Raw genomic sequence first — 16,285 nt, 5'->3', positions numbered from 1 at the left:
CATCTCGGTTGCGCGGTCAACTCTCGGTCGGTGAGGATCGGGCCGTGTCAGTTCCCGCCCGGCAGATCCGCGCACGCTACTCGGCCGACACCGTCACCGTGTACCAGGCGTACCCTCCGCAGATCGCGCTGCCCGCGGTGGCAGCCGGCCGTCTCGTGGCCCCCTTCACGCGGGACCGGATGACGTGGATCAAGCCCTCGTTCCTGTGGATGATGTACCGCTGCGGCTGGGCCACCAAGCCAGGGCAGGAACGCGTGTTGTCCATCGACATCACGAGGGAGGGGTTCGAGTGGGCGCTGGCACGAGCCTGCCTGAGTCACTATGACCGAGACGTGCACGGTGACAGGGCGACCTGGGCCCGGCAACTGAAGACCAGCCCGGTACGTGTGCAGTGGGATCCGGAACGGTCACTGCACCTGAAGGCGCTGCCGTACCGGTCGCTGCAGGTCGGGTTGTCCCACGAGGCAGTCGACAGGTACGTCGACGAATGGACGGTTGCCGTCACGGACATCACCCCCACCGTTCACCGCGTCAGAGACCTGCTGCGTGACGGCGACGAAGCGGCCGCCGCGGCCCACCTTCCGACCGAGCAGGTCTATCCGCTTCCGGTGCAGCTCGCCGCAGGGCTGCTCATCGGCCCGCACGTCGCCGCCGCAGACGTGCCTGATCGGCAGTAAGGACCCTGCGGGGCCGCTGCGGTCCGACCAGCCGATCAGGAGGCGGCCGATCGGCGGCCACCGTGCGAGGCGACCAGGGCGTCGGCCACGATCGCGGCGTCCGCCTCGGCGATGTCGGCGGGATACTCCGGCAGCAGGTCGTCCCAGACGACCAGCCACGATCCGAAGAGCTGCGCCTGGCCCTCGGGCCGCGCGAAGAACCAGACGTGCAGGTGGGCGGCACCGTCACCGATGCGGTAGACGTGGGCTCGCGAGATGTGCGGCAGGGCCTGCACGTGGCGGACGATTCGCGTGGTCAGCAACCCCAACTCCGCGGCGAGATCGTCGGGAAGGTCTGCCATGTCGTAGTGGTCGCGCGGGTACAGCATCAGCGCCAACGGCACGCCCACGCCCGTGACCCGGGCCAGCCGCCAGTGATCGTTGAACCAGATTCCCTCGTCGCGCTCCTGGCAGTTGCGGCACTCGGCCGGGTCCTCGCCGTGTCGAGGGGGGTCGGGCACCACCGGGGGGCGCAGCGGCGCGACGCGTAACCCGTCCTGGTCGAACGGGCTGATGTCCCATCCGGTCATGTCTGCCAGCGGTAGCCGCCGCTCGCCGTCCGCGACGGCCATCGCGTGGTCGTAGAACTGGTCTGGTCGCAAAGCCATGGCGGGAAGACTAGTACAACCAAGATCCTTCTGGTGCCCGTCGCCATCACGACCGTTTCGCGGTCTGGGTCACTCCTTCCTGCCGCAGTTCCACGATGTCGGGCTGACCGTTGGCCGGCAGGAACCGGATCTCCAGATCGAGTCCCGGGTGGAGGTAGCGACCGTCGTGGTCTGCCCGCAGCACCACCGGTTGCTGGCCGCCGGCGGAGAAGGTCAGGTGACCGCCGGTGACCGTGATGTCGATCGGATAGTCGTCGCGCAGGAGGTAGCGGCCCGACACGTCACCAAGCGGCGCGGTGGTGACACGTGTGGCGTACCGACGGTCCGCCGCGGCGCGGATGCTGGCCAGCATCTCCCAGCCGTCCTCGGAGTTTGTCATCGCCGCGACCGCGAAGCCGCTGTCGGGCCACACGTACGAGAAGCAGGTATAGCCGACGTTCAACCCGGTGTGCCCGAAACGTCGACACCCGGCGCGGTCGCCGATCTCGGTGCCGAGCCCGTAGGAGCCGCCCGGGATCTGCGGCGTCCACATCTCGGTGGCCAGGTCGCGGCCGAGCAGCTCCGAGTGCCCCGAGACCGCTCGGGCGATCTCCAGATCGAGCCGCAGCAGGTCGGTCGGGGTGCTCCACAGTCCAGCCGCGGCCAACTCCGGTTGCGTACGCCACCCGCCGGGGATCGCGGTGCCGCCGAGGTGATGGCCCCGCGCCACCAGATGCGACCGCTGGTGCGGAAACCGCTTGTCGAAGCTGCTGTCGGCCATCGCCACCGGGTCCAGCACCGATGCGCGCATCAGGTCCTCGAACGGCGTACCTGTCGCATCCACAAGCAACTGCTGGAGCACGCAGTAGTGGCTGCCCGAGTATCGGAAACGGCTGCCCGGCAACAGGGTCGCCCGTACCGGTGCGGTGGTCGTCGGGCCGCTGCCGTCCAGGACCTGCGACAGCGAGGGGGCGTTGTCCGCGGGATAGCCCCGGTACCAGGTGTCGGACAGACCCGCCGTGTGCGCCAGGAGCTGTCGTACGGTGACCGCCGGTCGCCGGCCGGCGCGGTCGAGCAGTTGCCACGAGGTGAGGTACTCGCGGATGTCGGTGTCCAGATCCAGGACACCGTCCTGGACCAGTCGCAGTGCGCCGAACGCGGCCACGTGCTTGCTTATCGAACAGGCCGCGAACGTCGTGCGCTCGGTCACCGGCGTCGACGTCTCGCCACCCGTGACGCCGTACCCCGCCGCCCACACCTGCCCGCTCAGGTGCCCGACGGCGATGCCGACCCCCGGCACCTGGTAACTGCTCATCAGGTCGGGCAGCGCCGCCGTGTCCGGCGACAGCAGCCCGGACGACACCTGCCGGTCGAGGTTGCCCAACAAGCGGGCCCAGCCCTGCGAAAAGTCCCCGTCATCCACCGCGCCGATTCTCGACCAGACGCGCGGGTGGTTCAAGCGGTGGCTGTCACACACGCGTGTGAGGCTTCGGGGCATGGCGACTTTCGTTCTGATCCACGGCGGCGGCGGCAGCGCCTGGGACTGGCATCTCCTTGTTCCCGAGCTGACCAGCCGCGGCCACGACGTGGTGACACCAGCACTGCCGATCGAGGACAGGTCCGCCGGGTTCGCCGAGTTCGGCCAGACGGTCGTCGACGCGATCGGCGACCGGAGCGACCTCGTGGTCGTCGGGCACTCGTACGGTGCGTTCACCGCGCCGCTCATCGCCGACAAGCTGCCGGTGCGGCTGCTCGTCCTGCTCACACCGATGATCCCCAAGCCCGGTGAGAAACCCGGTGACTGGTGGGCCAACACCGGTTACCGCAGCGCCGAAGGGCTCAGTGCGGAGCAGCAGTTCTTCAACGGCGTCCCGGCCGAGGTCATCGCGGAGGCAGCGGCACACGGCCGGGACCAGGTCAGCGCGGAGGGGAACGAGCCGTGGCCCCTGGACTCCTGGCCTGATGTGCCGACGAGGGTGCTCCTCGCACGCGAGGACCAGTTCTTCCCGGTGGACTTCCAGCGCCGGGTGGCCGCCGACCGACTCGGCGTCGTCCCGGATGAAATTGACGGCGGGCACTGCGTGTCGCTCAGCCACCCGAAGCAACTCGCCGACCGCCTCACCGCGTACCCGCTGCGCTGAAGGCGGGGCCACGAGCTGCAACGCTGCCCTGGACGATCGGGACACCTTCCCGTCCACCCCAATCGGTCGATATCGCCACGAATCGCCCCACCGTTCGACCAGGCTCGGCCGAGGGTGCAGACAGGCGGGGCCTTCGGTCGCGTGGATCGTCGATCCCGATTCTGGACTTGCGGGTCCATTATCTGCGGATCACAGTCCGATACGGCGCCGAGCACTGGCCCGGCCGTTTCGGAAGCAACGGGGGAAGACGATGGATTTGCAGCTAGCCGGCAAGCGCGCTCTGGTGACCGGCGCGAGCAGCGGCCTTGGCGCGGAGATCGCGGCGGTCCTGGCAGCCGAGGGCGTTGCCGTGGTCGTTCACGGCCGAGACCGGACCCGTACCGAGCAGATCGCCCAGAAGGTAGGCGGTCAGGCCGTGATCGGAGACCTCGCCACTGATGGCGGCGCCGAGGCCGTGGCTACCCAGGCCGGAGAGGTGGACATCCTGGTCAACAACGCCGGCAGCTACGATCCCGAATCACTGTGGTCCGACCTGGACGCGGACGCGTGGGCCGACATGTACAACCTCAACGTGCTCAGCTCGGTCCGTCTCATCCGACACCTGGTCCCCGCGATGCGGGCCAAGGGATGGGGCCGTGTCATCCAGATCGGCAGTGTGACAGGTGAGACGCCGTCGGCGGGGCAGCCGCACTACGCGGCCAGCAACGCCGCCCGGCTCAACCTCGCCCGGTCGTTGTCCCGTGACCTCAAGCACACCGGAGTGACCTCCAACGCCATCGCGGCCGGGGCCATCCTGGTCCCCGCCACCCGCAAGCACCTCATGGAACTCGGCCGCGAGAACGGGTGGGGTGAGACGTGGGAGGAGGTCGAACGCAACGCCGCCCCGATTCGCGCTGGCACCGACGTCGGCCGCATCGGAAATCCCCGCGACTACGCCGATCTCGTCGCGTACCTCGCCAGCCCGGTCTCCGGCTACCTGACCGGCGCCACCCTCCGGATGGACGGTGGCAGGTACGACAGGTAGCCGCAGCTGGCGGAGCGACGGTGGGGCGGCGCACACCGGCACCGCCCCACCGTCTACTACCGGCTACTGCTCCCAGGCACTCTGCTGGGTGTAGACGAGGTTGCCGGGGATGGCGGTGCCGTTGGTGCTGTACTCGGTGTACGCCCAGAAGTCGCCAGCGGGCAGCGGCTTGTTCGGCTTCAGCGTGAACTGCTGCGACGAGCCACGCTCCACCGTCCGGGGAAGCGTCAGCGTGGCGCCCGTGTACTTCGCGTTGCGGCCGATGATGGCGTGACCGAACTGGAAGTCGACGACCGGGTTACCGGGGAACTGCGCGAACACGTACGCCGTGTAGCGCCCCGGCTCGGGCAGGAACTTGTACGCCTGCTCCGTGCTGGTCCAGTACCTGTCACTGCTGTAGATCAGTTTGTCGCCCTTGTACAGGTAGAGGTCCAGGTTCGTGTTCGGGTCGTCGGTGTTGGTCTCGACCATGATGCCCGCGGTGTTCGCCGGCACGGTGAGGTCGAACTTCTTCACGCCAGCGGCCTTCGGGTCGAACACGCCGCCGTAGACACCCGCCGGGATCGAGTACGACGCCCGCTGCATCGGCGTGTAGCCGGTGCTGCGACCGGCGAGCGGTCCGGTGAAGCCGGGCTGGACGAAGCCGAACGAGCCGCTGGTCATCCGGCCGAATTCCTCGCCGTCGTCAGCGTACGGACGGGGCATGATGCCCCACGGACGAGCGGTGACCGGGATCCGGGCGCTGTGGGCCTTGCCGCGCCAGCCGATCGACCCGGTCACGTACCGGTCCCAGGGCGCGCTGCCCCGGCGCAGCGTGATGGTCACCGTCGCGGACTTCCCCGGCGCCAGCGTCACCGACGCCGGTGTCACGGTGACCTTCATGCCGGCCAACCCGGACACCGACGAGCGGTAGGTCTCCCGCGCCTTGCCCACGTTGGTCAGGGTGCGGGTGAGTGTCACGGGGCGGGTCCCGTCGTACTCGCGCAACGAGATGGCCGGCAGGTTGAGTTCCTTGCCGTCCGGCGCGGCCGTCTCGCTGAAGGCGATCAGGTCCGCCGCGGTGGGCTCGATGACCAGTCCGGGGTCGGTGGCCCCGGCCAGGTTGACGAAGCCGCTGCCCTGGTCGAGGGGACTGCTGGTGCCGACCGTGTCGGTGGCGGTGGTCCGCAGGGCGGAGGCGACCCGGCTCGGCGACCAGGTCGGATGCGCGGCACGCAGCACCGCGGCCGCGCCGGCCACGTACGGTGAGGCCATCGAGGTGCCCGAGTACGCGTCGTACGCCCGCCCGAAGTTGCCCGCCGGCGAGACCGCGGCGATGATGTCCGATCCCGGCGCGACCAGGTCCGGCTTGAGGACGCCGACGGCCACACCGGACGGGCCGGTGGAGGAGAAGTCCGCGACGCTGGGCAGGCCCGGGACGCTGGAGCCGTCACCGCCGCTGCGCAGGGACGCCTTCGCGTCGGTCGGGTGGCGCATCAGGTAGTTGAACAGCGTGCCGGCCTGCTTCTCGGTCGGCAGGTAGACGACCGGGAAGTTGAAGATCGAGTTGATCCGGTAGTTGCCGACCGGGTCGAACACCACCATCGCCGCGCCGCCCTTGGCCTTGATCTCGGCAGCCGAGGCGAACATGTTGGACAGCGCGCAGGCGACCACCTTGCCCTTGATCTTGGCGGGGTCGAGGCTGCCCGGTTCGCAGTAGACCGCACCGAGATCGGGCGTACCGGCCTGGTCGCCGAAGACCATCGGCGCGTCGCCGGCGGGCAGCGCGTCCAGCGAGCCGCCCACGAGCTTCGTGCCGTCGCCCAGCTTGACGGTCGCCTCGTCGAGGTTGGTCACCGCCGCGCCGACAGTGGTCACCCACGGTGCCGCGTTGCTGATCGCCCCGCTCACGATGCCGGTGTTGCCGGCCGAGGCCGCCACGAAGACTCCGGCCAGCGTGGCGTTGAGGAAGGCGGTGCCGATGGGGGTGTTGGCCTCCCAGTCGCCGAGGTCGCTGCCGATGGAGAAGTTCAGGACCTGCACGCCGTCGGCGACGGCGGCGTCGATGCCGGCGATGATGTCGGCGTCGTAGCCCATGCCGTTCCAGAGCACCTTGTAGACGGCGATCTGGGCGTCCGGCGCCACCCCGGAGACGGGACCGAAGTGCCGACCGTCGATGGTGACGTCCGGGATCGGCAGACCGGCCGCCGTGGAGGCGGTGTGCGTGCCGTGCCCGTTCATGTCGCGGGGAGACAGCACCTCGCCCTCGGGCACCGAGCCGCCGTCCGCGAGCCACGAGTCGGCGAAGTACCGGGCGCCGACGATCTTGCCATTGCAGTGCTCGGCCACGAAGGCCACACCGGTTTGGCAGGTGCCGTGCCAGGTCGAGGGGGCCGGCATCTTCTTGGCGAACGACGCGCTCTCCGGCCAGATACCGGTGTCCAGAACGCCGATGACCATGCCCGCGCCCGTGCCGGGGCCGGGCTTGACCGGCTTGCCGGCGGGGCCTCCCGCCGGGGGTTGCGCCGGCGTGGCCGGGGCCGTGGCCGGCGGAGCGCCGGGGGCCGGGGTCGCCGGTGACGGCGCGGTGGGCGGCGGCGTCGGGGTGCCGAGGGCCCGCGAGGCGGTCACCGCACGGACGCGCTTGTCCGCCCGCAGGGTGGTCACCTGCTGGGCGGTCAGCTTGGCGGAGAACCCGTTGAAGGCGGCGGTGTACGCCGCGTCGACGGTGACCCCGGCGGCGGCGACGACGGCCCTACGCTGCGCGTCGAGGTGTCCCCGGTAGGCCCGAGAGGGTGCCGACGTCACGTCCAGTCGGCTGCCCGCCTCCGGACGGGTCCGCGCCAACCCGGACACACCTCCGGCGTACGCGGTCAGCGGGTCCTCGGCCAACTCGACGACGTACCTGCCCGAACCGGTCGCGTCCGTATTGGCTCGCTGGCTGGCCGCGTTCCGGCCGCCGGGTCGACGGTCGGCCCCGTCGGTCAGGGTGACCTTCTTGTCCTGCCCGGCGGTGAAGTAGCTGGTCGTGCCGCTGCCCGAGGCCCCTCCGGGGGCCGCCGACGCCGATCCCGCAACCCCGGTGGTGCCGGTGATCAGGGCGACGACAAGCGTCGGTATCGCTAGTCGTCGCAGCCTGTTTCCGCTCGTGCCTGTAGCCACGAGGCTCCTTTCGATGGCTCCCTTGTGGAGCTTTTCCTCGATCACGATCCGCTCATGGGAGCGCTCCCCCACCTAAGCCGCCGACGGTTAATCGTCGGTTTGCGCGGTGTTACGGATCGCCGGTGCGTATAAGATCACGTTCCGCCGGCCGCGCCTAGATCAAGTTTTCCCGATGCCGTCGGAGCAGGGTGAACACACCGGCAACGGGTGGCGAGACGATGATTCGCCCACTGCCGTCGCCGTACTAGGCTCCCGCCATGCTGATCATCGAAGGCGCGGGCCGGTGGACCGCACCCCCCGAGGCTGGCAACGACTGGGTCGAACAGCTGAGAGTGCCGGACCTGTCGGTGGGGACGTACTGCATCCCGGCCGGTGGTCGCGACGACCAGAGCCCACACACCGAGGGCGAGATCTACGTGGTCACAACGGGGCGGGCCCGGATCGTGACGCCGGACGGCGCGGCCGAGGTGGGTCCGGGTTCGGTGATCTTCGTGCCGGCCGGCGAGGAGCACCGCTTCGACGAGGTGACCGAGAACCTGGCGCTGCTCGTGGTGTTCGGCCCGGCGTACGGCTCGCGCGCTCCGGATCGGCGAGCCGAGTAGGGCGACCGAGGTCGCGTCCCGCCACGGGACGCCGGCCCGGATCGCAGCATGCCCGGCCCCTCCGGACAGAACAGCTATCCGGACAGGCCCGCCGGCACGGGCACCTTGAGGTGCGTCAGGAGGGCGGCGACCTCACTGTCGAGTTCCCGGCCCACCTCGTGGATCGCGTCCACTCCCAACGAGCCGAACGCGCGACTGGGTTGCTCGATGACGAACCGCGCTCCGCCGTCGGGTCTGTCGCTGATCAACGTGCGCAGTGGCGCGTACAGCATGACCGCCGGGTCGTGGCGGAACATCCGCTCAGCCGTGGTGTGGTTGCCCATCAGGTATTCGACGCAGTGCCTGGGGTCGCCCGCGAGATTCATCATCGGTCGCAGGTCACCGCTGCTCCAGTAGATGAGGAAGTCGTGCGGCGCCCGGTCACGCATGAGGGCGAGCACCTCGCCCCAGGGCGCGTCGCGGGTCACCAGCGCGTTGAACGCCGCCGCGTCGTAGGGCGGGACGGCCTGCTCGTGAGCTATTTACTGAAACCTAGCAGCAATAGTCCGAGATGCGAGCTTAGTAGCTGAGCACTGATGATCCGACCGGCGTTGGGGTGACGTGTGAACGGCGCAGAAGCACTGCTGCGGACGCTTGTCGACGGCGGGGTCGAGGTGCTCTTCACGAATCCCGGCACCACCGAACGCGGTGGCGTCCACCGCCGTTCGAGTGCCTCAGACAACGTGGTCCAGGTAGCCGGTGATCGCCGCGTCCAGCACCTCCGCGCCCGGTCGCGCCCACACCTCCGCGGAGAAGACCTCCACCTCGATCGGGCCGGTGTAACCGGCCGCGTCCACCGCCTCGCGCAGCCGCCGCAACTCGATGCAGCCGTCGCCGGGCAGCGCCCGACCGAGCAGCACCCCCGCCGGCAGCGGTGTCACCCAGTCGCAGACCTGGAACGCGGCGATCCGTGCGCCGGCCCGCTCGATCTGCGCGTACACCGTGTCGTCCCACCAGACGTGGTACGCGTCGACGACCACGCCGACCACCGTCGGCGCGAACCGCTCGGCGATGTCCAGCGCCTGGCCGAGGGTGGTGACCACGCAACGGTCGGCGGCGAACATCGGGTGCAGCGGCTCGATCGCCAGCCGTACGCCGGCGGCCGCCGCGTGCGGGGCCAGCTCACCGATCGCGTCGGCGACCCGACGTCGCGCGCCGTCGAGGTCCCGGCCGCCGGCCGGCAACCCGCCGGAGACCAGCACCAACTCGGGGGCGCCGAGGGTGGCCGCCTCCTCGATGGCCCGCAGGTTGTCCGTCCGCCAGTCGGCGGCGGCGAAGAAGCCGCCCCGGCACAGCGACGTGACGGCCAGACCGGCGTCGCGGACCAGCTTCGCCGAGCGGGCCAGCCCGTACTCCGCCACCGGCTCCCGCCACAGCCCGATGCCCGGCACCCCGGCGGCGACGCAGCCGGCCACCACGTCGGGCAGCGTCCAGCGCTGGGCGGTGGCCTGGTTGAACGAGAACCGCGCGAGGCTCACCGCACCACGCCCGCGACCGTGAAGAACGCGCGCGCCCGGGCGGCGGCCAGGTCGGCGTCCGGCAGCAGGCCGGCCCGGTCGGCCAGGACGAGCAGGGTCGCCAGGTGCGCGGCGGACCTGCCGGACTGCGCGCCACCGACCATCGTGAAGTGGTCCTGGTGCCCGGCCAGCCAGGCCAGGAACACGATCCCGGTCTTGTAGTGCCAGGTCGGCGTCGCGAACAGGTGCCGGGCCAGCGGCACCGTCGGCGCGAAGATCTCGGCGTACGCCGCCAGGTCCCCCCGGTCCAGCGCGGCCAGCGCGGCGGCGGCGGCCGGCGCGATGGCCGCGAACACCCCGAGCAGCGCGTCGGAGTGGCCCAGCTCGTCACCCCGGATCAGCTCCGGATAGTGGAAGTCGTCACCTGTGTAGAGGCGCACCCCGGCCGGCAACCTGCGGCGCAGCGCGACCTCCCGGCCGGCGTCCAGCAGTGACACCTTGATGCCGTCCACCTTGGACTCGTGTGCCGTGATCAGCTCGATGACCGTGTCGGCGGCCACGTCCAGGTCGACCGCACCCCAGTAACCGGTCAACGCCGGGTCGAACATCGGGCCCAGCCAGTGCAGCACCACCGGGCCGTCGGCGACGGTCAGCAGCTCGTCGTACACCCGGAGGTAGTCCTGGGGGCCGCGGGCGGCGGCGGCCAGGTGCCGGCTGCACATCAACACCGGCCGAACGCCGGCCGCGCGGACGTCGCCGAGCTGTTCGATGTACGCGGCGGTGACCGCCGCCAGGGTGGCCGGCCCGGGTGGCAGTTGATCCGTGCCGACGCCGGCGACGATCCGCCCGCCCACCGCGCGGGCCTCGGCGGCGCTGCGACGGATCAGCTCCCGGGTGGCCGGATAGTCCAGCCCCATCCCCCGCTGGGCGGTGTCCATCGCCTCGGCGACCCCCAGCCCGTACGACCAGAGGTGCCGCCGGAACGCGAGCGTGGTGTGCCAGTCCACGGTGGCCGGGGCGCCCGGCACGTTCTCCGCGAACGGGTCGGCGACCACGTGGGCGGCGGCGTACGCGATCCGGGTGCTCGCCGGCGCGTGCGGCCGGGCGAAGCCACTCCCCCCGGCCAGCCGGTGCCGTCGCCCGCCCGGCAGCGCCACCTCGACACTCACCGAGCCACCTTCCGCTCGCGACTGCGGGGCTCGCAAACCCGGCTCACTCCTCGCGCTCACCGAGCCACCGTCCGTTCGCGACCGCGGGACTCGCCAACCCGGCTCACTCCTCGCGCTCACCGCCGCAGCTCCGGGACCTCGACGCGGCGGCCCTCGCGGGCCGAGCGCAGCCCCAGCTCGGCGAGTTGGACGCCGCGCGCGCCGGCCCGGAAGTCCCACCGGAACGGCTCACCGGCCACGACGTGCCGCAGGTACGCCTCCCACTGCGCCTTGAACCCGTTGTCGAACTCCTCGTTGTCGGGCACCTCGGCCCACTGGGCCCGGAAGTCCTCGGTGGCCGGCAGGTCCGGGTTCCACACCGGCTTCGGCGTGACCGCCCGGTGCTGCACCCGGCAGGTGCGCAACCCGGCCACCGCGCTGCCCTCGGTGCCGTCGACCTGGAACTCCACCAGCTCGTCGCGGTACACCCGCACGCCCCAGGACGAGTTGATCTGAGCGATGATCCCGCCGTCGAGTTCGAAGACGGCGTACGCGGCGTCGTCGGCGGTGGCCTGGTACGCGCGGCCGGCCTCGTCGACGCGCTCGGGGACGTGGGTCGCGGTCACGCAGGTGACGGCGGCGACCCGACCGAACAGCTCCTCCAGCACGTAGTGCCAGTGCGGGAACATGTCGGAGGTGATGCCCCCGCCGTCCTCGGCCCGGTAGTTCCACGACGGACGCTGGGCTGGCTGCCAGTCACCCTCGAAGACCCAGTAGCCGAACTCGCCGCGCACCGAGAGGATCCGGCCGAAGAAGCCGCCGTCGACCAGGCGCTTGAGCTTGCGCAGACCGGGCAGGAAGAGCTTGTCCTGTACGACGCCGGTGCGGACACCGGCGGCGTCCGCGGCCCGCGCCAGGTCGAGTGCGGCAGCGGTGTCCTCGGCGAGGGGCTTCTCCGTGTAGATGTGCTTGCCGGCCTCGATGGCCTGCCTGATCGCCTTCTCCCGCTGCTGGGTGACCTGGGCGTCGAAGTAGATCTCGACGTCGTCGCGGGCCAGCGCCGAGGCCAGGTCGGTCGTCCAGTCGGTCAGCCCGTGCCGTGCGGCGAGGTCCCGGAGCTTCGTCTCGGTACGCCCGACCAGGATCGGTTCCGGCCAGATGGTCGTGCCGTCGGCCACCGGCACACCGCCGGACTCGCGGATGGCCAGCAGCGAGCGGACGAGGTGTTGTCGGTAGCCCATCCGGCCGGTGACGCCGTTGACGATGATGCCGATCGACCTGCGGGTCATGGAGTTCCTTCCGTCGTGCTGGCCGGGCCTCCCTGCGGGAAAGGGCTTTCTCTGCGGTACCGTGACGCTAGCCGGCACGGTGAAACGCCGTCAACAGACCGAGAGGGCGGGCCATGGCGACCCTGTCCGATGTGGCCCGCCGAGCGGGCGTCTCACCCGCCACCGCCTCCCGAGTGATCAACGGCAGCAGCAAGCCGGTGACCGACGAGCTACGCGAGCGGGTCCGCGCCGCCGTCGCCGAGTTGCAGTACGTGCCGAACGCCCACGCCCAACTGTTGGCCCGTTCGCACCGCAGCGCGGTGGGCGTGATCGTGCACGACGTCTCCGACCCGTACTTCGCCGAGATCACCCGGGGTCTGCAACGCGTCGCCTCGGACCAGGGCCGACTACTGATGATCTGCAACAGCTATCGGGACCCGGACCGCGAGTTGGAGTACGTGGAGCTGCTGCGCGGCCACCAGGTGGCGGCGCTGATCCTGGCCGGGTCCGGTTACCACGACGAGGCGTTCACCCGGCAGCTCAACGAGAAGCTCGCCGCGTACGAGGCCACCGGCGGGCGGGTGGCGGTGATCGGTCGCCACGAACACGCCGGCGACGCGGTGATGCCGGACAACCGGGCCGGCGGCTACCTCGCCGGACGGGAGCTGTGCGGGCTGGGGCACCGGGTGATCGGTGTGATCGCCGGCCCGCGCATCCTGACCACCACGACCGACCGCCTGGCCGGCCTGCGGCAGGCCCTCACCGAGCAGGGCCGGGACCTGCCGGAACGGCTCATCCGCTACGCCGAGTTCGACCGCGACGGCGGCGCCGAGGCGGCCGGGCGACTGCTCGACACCGACCCGGAGCTGACCGCGATCGTGGCCCTCAACGACTCGATGGCCATCGGGGCGCTCGCCACCCTGCGGGCCCGTGGGCTGGCCGTGCCGCAGCGGATCTCCGTGGTGGGGTTCGACGACATGCCGATCGCCCGGGACGTGACCCCGGCGCTGACCACGGTGCGGCTGCCGCTCGTCCACCTGGGAGTCCGGGCGATGTCCCTGGTGCTCGGCGCGGAGGTCCCCGTCGCGCGGGTCGAGCTGATCCCCGCCGAGCTGGTCCGCAGGGACACCGCCGGTCCCGTTCCGCCCACCGCCCGCCGGACCGCCGGCTCCGCGCCGCGCGCGCCGGGGTGACGCGGCCTCGTGACCGGCGTCAGCCCGACGCAGCGTCCGCTCACCGGCGACGACGTCGCGTACCTGGTCCGCGCGTCGTTCGGCCCGCACACCCGGGTCCGGGACGCCGGGCCGCTGGCCGGCGGCGGATACGCGACGGTCTGGTGGGCACGCCTCGACGACGACCGCCGGGTGGTGCTCAAACTCGCCCCGCCGGCCGGGACGCCGCTGCTGCGCTACGAACGCGGACTCTGTGCCGCCGAGGCGCGATACTTCCGCCTCGTCGCCGCACACGCCCCGCAGGTGCCCGTACCCCAGGTGTTGCGGCACGGCACCGACCCCGCGTACGGCGAGTGGTTGGTCACCACGATGCTGCCCGGCCGGTCCCTGTCCGACCTGGCCGGGGCCGGCGTCGGGGTCGACGACGGCCCGGCGCGCCACGACCTCGGCGTCGCCCTCGCCGCGTTGCACCGGGTCACCGGCGACCGGTTCGGGTACGACGGCGACCGGGCCGGCGGGCCGACCTGGCGGGTGGCGTTCACGGCGATGCTCGACGCGCTGCTCGACGACGCGACCGACTGGCACGTGCCGCTGCCGGTGACCCCGGATCGCCTGCACACGCTCGTGGAACGGCACGCCGACACGCTGGACGAGGTACGCCGACCGGCGCTGCTGCACTTCGACTGCTGGGACGGCAACGTGCTGGCCGCGCCCGGTCCGGAGGGTCGGCTTCGGCTGCGCGGCCTGGTCGACGGCGAACGGTTCCTCTACGGCGACCCGCTGCTGGACCTGGTCTCGCCGCTGCTCTTCCGGCGCGTCGAGGACGAGCCGGAGCATCCGCTGGTGCGCGGCTACCGCAGCGCCGTCGGCGCTCCCCTGGTGCTGGACGCCTCGGCACGCCGCCGGCTCGGCCTCTACCGACTGCACCTGTACCTGCTGATGACTGTGGAGATGCCCAGCCGTGGCATGACCCCGAGCAGCCACCCGCAGCGGCACGCCCGGCTCGCGGCGCTGCTGGACGCGGAACTCGGCGCGCTCGCGGCCTGACCCAATTTTCGTTGTCCGGACGGTTCGCCGGTCGTACCCTGCTCGGCGTGCGGATTCGGGAGTTCGTGGCGGAAGACTGGTCCCAGGTGTGGCCGATCGTCGAGGAGGTGATCCGGGCCCGGGAGACGTTCCCCTACGACCCGGCGATGACCGCCGAGCAGGCGTACGGCATGTGGGCGGAGGCGCCGCCGGGCCGGACCGTCGTCGCGGTCGACGGCGAGCGGGTGCTCGGCACCGCGAAGATGGGCGCGAACCGGCCCGGACCGGGCGCGCACGTGTCCACCGCGAGCTTCATGGTCGCCGCCGAGGCGCGGGGCCGGGGCGTGGGCACCGCGCTGTGCCGCGACGCCCTGCGGTGGGCCCGCCAGCGGGGTTACGCCGGCATGCAGTTCAACGCCGTGGTGGAGAGCAACAGCTCGGCGGTCGAGCTGTACCGGCGGGAGGGCTTCGCGGTGGTCGGCACGGTGCCCGGCGCGTTCCGCCACCCCACCCTCGGCCGGGTCGGTCTGCACGTCATGTACCAGGAGTTCTGACCGGCGGCGTCTCGCCGACGCCCGAACCGCGGCCGGCCGAGCACGGCACGCGACAAGCCACCGTACCCTTCAACTCACGCCGTCGAGGGATGCTCCGCCGGTGGCTGACCGGCCGTGCCCGGCACGACCGGGGGCAGCGGACGAGGTGCCTCGGAGCCGGCACGCCGGACCGGGGTGAAGACGCCAGCGATCGCGACCAGCAGGCAGCCCGCGCCCGCCACGAGTGTGACCGCCTGGACGCCGTACCGGCCGGCGGCCCAGGTCAGCGTGGCGGCGCCGATCGGCCCGAGGGCGTAGTGCGTGCTCCAGAACGCCGAGGTGACCCGGCCGAGCAGGTGATCGGGGGTGATCTCCTGACGCAGCGACATCGAGCAGATCCCGCCGACGCTCAGGCAGCACAGGTACACGGCGGTCAGCGCGGTGACCGCCGGCACGCTCGTCGCGAGGCCGACGCCCGCCACCGCGAAACCGCAGACCAAGTGCGCGCCGATCCAGGTCGCGCCGAAGCCACGGCGGCGGCGTAGCGGGGCCACCAGCAACGCACCGGCGACCGTGCCCAGCGCGGCCAGGCCGAGCACCGTGCCGACGGTGCCCTCGGAGCCGCCGAGGTCGTGGGTGATGTGGTAGACGAGCACGTCGGTGAAGCCGTAGGTCAGGAAGATGAACACCGCCAGCAGGACGGTAAGCGCGCGCAGCACGGGCTGCCGCCACAGGAACCGCGCACCGGCCAGAAATTCGGCGAGCGGCCGCTCCCGGGTCGCCGGCGCGGTGGCGTCGGCCCGCGCGGGTCGCAGCCGGATCAGCCACAGACCGGTTGCCGAGAGGGCGAAGCTCGCCGCGTTGACGGCGATGGCGAGCGCCGGTCCGAAGCGGGCCGACACCACGCCGGCGAGCAGCGGCCCGAGGACGGCCGCCGCCGCGTACGTCGCCTGCAACCGGCCGTTGGCCTCGGTGATCCGGTCGGCGTCGACGAGGTTGCGGACCGCGGTCACCGCGGCGACCTGGAACACCATGCCGGCCGCCTCGCAGATCGGCAGCACGACGAAGAGCAGCCAGACCTGTGGGCCGGCGAGCCAGGCCAGTGGCACCAGCCCGTAGAGCACCAACCGGGCCAGGTCGGCCACGATCATCAGGGTCCGGCGGTCGTACCTGTCGACAAGCACCCCGCCGAAGATCCCGGCGCCGACGGACGCCGCCCCCGCGACGGCGGTGAGCAGGCCCATCCGCGCCACCGACCCGGTCGCCTGGAGCACCAGCAGCGGCACCGCCAGGTAGGCGAACGAGTCACCGGCCGCGGAGAGCGACTGGGCGACCCAGTAGGTGCCGAAGGTGCGGTCCCGCCACAACGGAGGCCGGCTGGCGGCGGCAGATCGGCTCATCGCGACGAGGGTAGTGGGCGCGGCCACCCGG

15 protein-coding genes are annotated in these 16,285 nt (G+C 71.6%); 7 read left to right on the top strand and 8 right to left on the bottom strand.

The features are described 5' to 3' along the window. Window positions 1-44: 44 nt before the first annotated feature. Complete coding sequence (locus ACLQ29_RS20150) at window positions 45-677, top strand: DUF4291 domain-containing protein (protein ID WP_425773039.1); 633 nt, start codon at window positions 45-47, stop codon at window positions 675-677. 35 nt (window positions 678-712) lie between these two features. On the opposite strand, the gene ACLQ29_RS20145 is transcribed toward ACLQ29_RS20150, so the two are convergent. Beyond that, entirely contained in the window at window positions 713-1,324 is a 612-nt protein-coding gene (locus ACLQ29_RS20145) for a hypothetical protein (protein ID WP_425773038.1), read from the bottom strand. Between the two features lie 46 nt (window positions 1,325-1,370). Further along, the gene (locus tag ACLQ29_RS20140; RefSeq protein WP_425773037.1) at window positions 1,371-2,726 is read right to left on the bottom strand and encodes a serine hydrolase domain-containing protein; all 1,356 of its coding nucleotides are present in this window, start codon (window positions 2,724-2,726) and stop codon (window positions 1,371-1,373) included. A 73-nt stretch (window positions 2,727-2,799) separates the two neighbouring features. On the opposite strand from ACLQ29_RS20140, the gene ACLQ29_RS20135 reads away from it, so the two are divergent. Together ACLQ29_RS20135 and ACLQ29_RS20130 are read left to right on the top strand one after the other, a co-directional pair. Further along, complete coding sequence (locus tag ACLQ29_RS20135) at window positions 2,800-3,444, top strand: alpha/beta fold hydrolase (RefSeq protein WP_425773036.1); 645 nt, start codon at window positions 2,800-2,802, stop codon at window positions 3,442-3,444. 250 nt (window positions 3,445-3,694) lie between these two features. Then, entirely contained in the window at window positions 3,695-4,468 is a 774-nt protein-coding gene (locus ACLQ29_RS20130; RefSeq protein WP_425773035.1) for an SDR family NAD(P)-dependent oxidoreductase, read from the top strand. Window positions 4,469-4,531: 63 nt separating this feature from the next. Here the strand turns inward: ACLQ29_RS20130 and ACLQ29_RS20125 are convergent, their stop codons facing one another. Next, window positions 4,532-7,609, bottom strand: a complete 3,078-nt coding sequence (locus tag ACLQ29_RS20125) for a S8 family serine peptidase (RefSeq protein WP_425773034.1) — start codon at window positions 7,607-7,609, stop codon at window positions 4,532-4,534. Between the two features lie 257 nt (window positions 7,610-7,866). Between ACLQ29_RS20125 and ACLQ29_RS20120 the strand changes: the two genes are divergently transcribed. Beyond that, window positions 7,867-8,211, top strand: a complete 345-nt coding sequence (locus ACLQ29_RS20120) for a cupin domain-containing protein (protein ID WP_425773033.1) — start codon at window positions 7,867-7,869, stop codon at window positions 8,209-8,211. A 74-nt stretch (window positions 8,212-8,285) separates the two neighbouring features. Here the strand turns inward: ACLQ29_RS20120 and ACLQ29_RS20115 are convergent, their stop codons facing one another. From ACLQ29_RS20115 to ACLQ29_RS20100, 4 genes are all read right to left on the bottom strand, one after another. After that, window positions 8,286-8,678 carry a hypothetical protein gene (locus tag ACLQ29_RS20115; RefSeq protein ID WP_425773032.1) on the bottom strand — a complete coding sequence of 131 codons (393 nt, stop codon included), beginning with the start codon at window positions 8,676-8,678 and terminating at the stop codon, window positions 8,286-8,288. Between the two features lie 246 nt (window positions 8,679-8,924). Then, entirely contained in the window at window positions 8,925-9,728 is an 804-nt protein-coding gene (locus ACLQ29_RS20110; RefSeq protein WP_425773031.1) for a sugar phosphate isomerase/epimerase family protein, read from the bottom strand. After that, window positions 9,725-10,876 carry a dihydrodipicolinate synthase family protein gene (locus ACLQ29_RS20105; RefSeq protein ID WP_425773030.1) on the bottom strand — a complete coding sequence of 384 codons (1,152 nt, stop codon included), beginning with the start codon at window positions 10,874-10,876 and terminating at the stop codon, window positions 9,725-9,727. Before ACLQ29_RS20105 ends, ACLQ29_RS20110 begins: the two co-directional genes overlap by 4 nt. Window positions 10,877-10,992: 116 nt before the next feature. After that, entirely contained in the window at window positions 10,993-12,144 is a 1,152-nt protein-coding gene (locus ACLQ29_RS20100) for a Gfo/Idh/MocA family protein (RefSeq protein WP_425773029.1), read from the bottom strand. A 113-nt stretch (window positions 12,145-12,257) separates the two neighbouring features. On the opposite strand from ACLQ29_RS20100, the gene ACLQ29_RS20095 reads away from it, so the two are divergent. From ACLQ29_RS20095 to ACLQ29_RS20085, 3 genes are read left to right on the top strand one after another with little or no spacing between them, the layout of a single operon-like run. Further along, window positions 12,258-13,316: a LacI family DNA-binding transcriptional regulator gene (locus tag ACLQ29_RS20095; protein WP_425773028.1), complete on the top strand. Its 1,059-nt coding sequence runs from the start codon at window positions 12,258-12,260 to the stop codon at window positions 13,314-13,316. Between the two features lie 9 nt (window positions 13,317-13,325). Continuing rightward, the gene (locus ACLQ29_RS20090) at window positions 13,326-14,342 is read left to right on the top strand and encodes a phosphotransferase family protein (RefSeq protein WP_425773027.1); all 1,017 of its coding nucleotides are present in this window, start codon (window positions 13,326-13,328) and stop codon (window positions 14,340-14,342) included. Window positions 14,343-14,389: 47 nt separating this feature from the next. After that, complete coding sequence (locus ACLQ29_RS20085) at window positions 14,390-14,875, top strand: GNAT family N-acetyltransferase (RefSeq protein ID WP_425773026.1); 486 nt, start codon at window positions 14,390-14,392, stop codon at window positions 14,873-14,875. Between the two features lie 74 nt (window positions 14,876-14,949). On the opposite strand, the gene ACLQ29_RS20080 is transcribed toward ACLQ29_RS20085, so the two are convergent. Continuing rightward, on the bottom strand, window positions 14,950-16,254 hold the full coding sequence (locus ACLQ29_RS20080; RefSeq protein WP_425773025.1) for an MFS transporter: 1,305 nt from the start codon (window positions 16,252-16,254) through the stop codon (window positions 14,950-14,952). Window positions 16,255-16,285: the final 31 nt, after the last annotated feature.

The organism is Micromonospora sp. DT228, assembly GCF_049841595.1.
Lineage (GTDB): Bacteria > Actinomycetota > Actinomycetes > Mycobacteriales > Micromonosporaceae > Micromonospora.
Note: the sequence above shows the minus strand (reverse complement) of the source record. Positions and strands in the feature narration are given on the sequence as shown.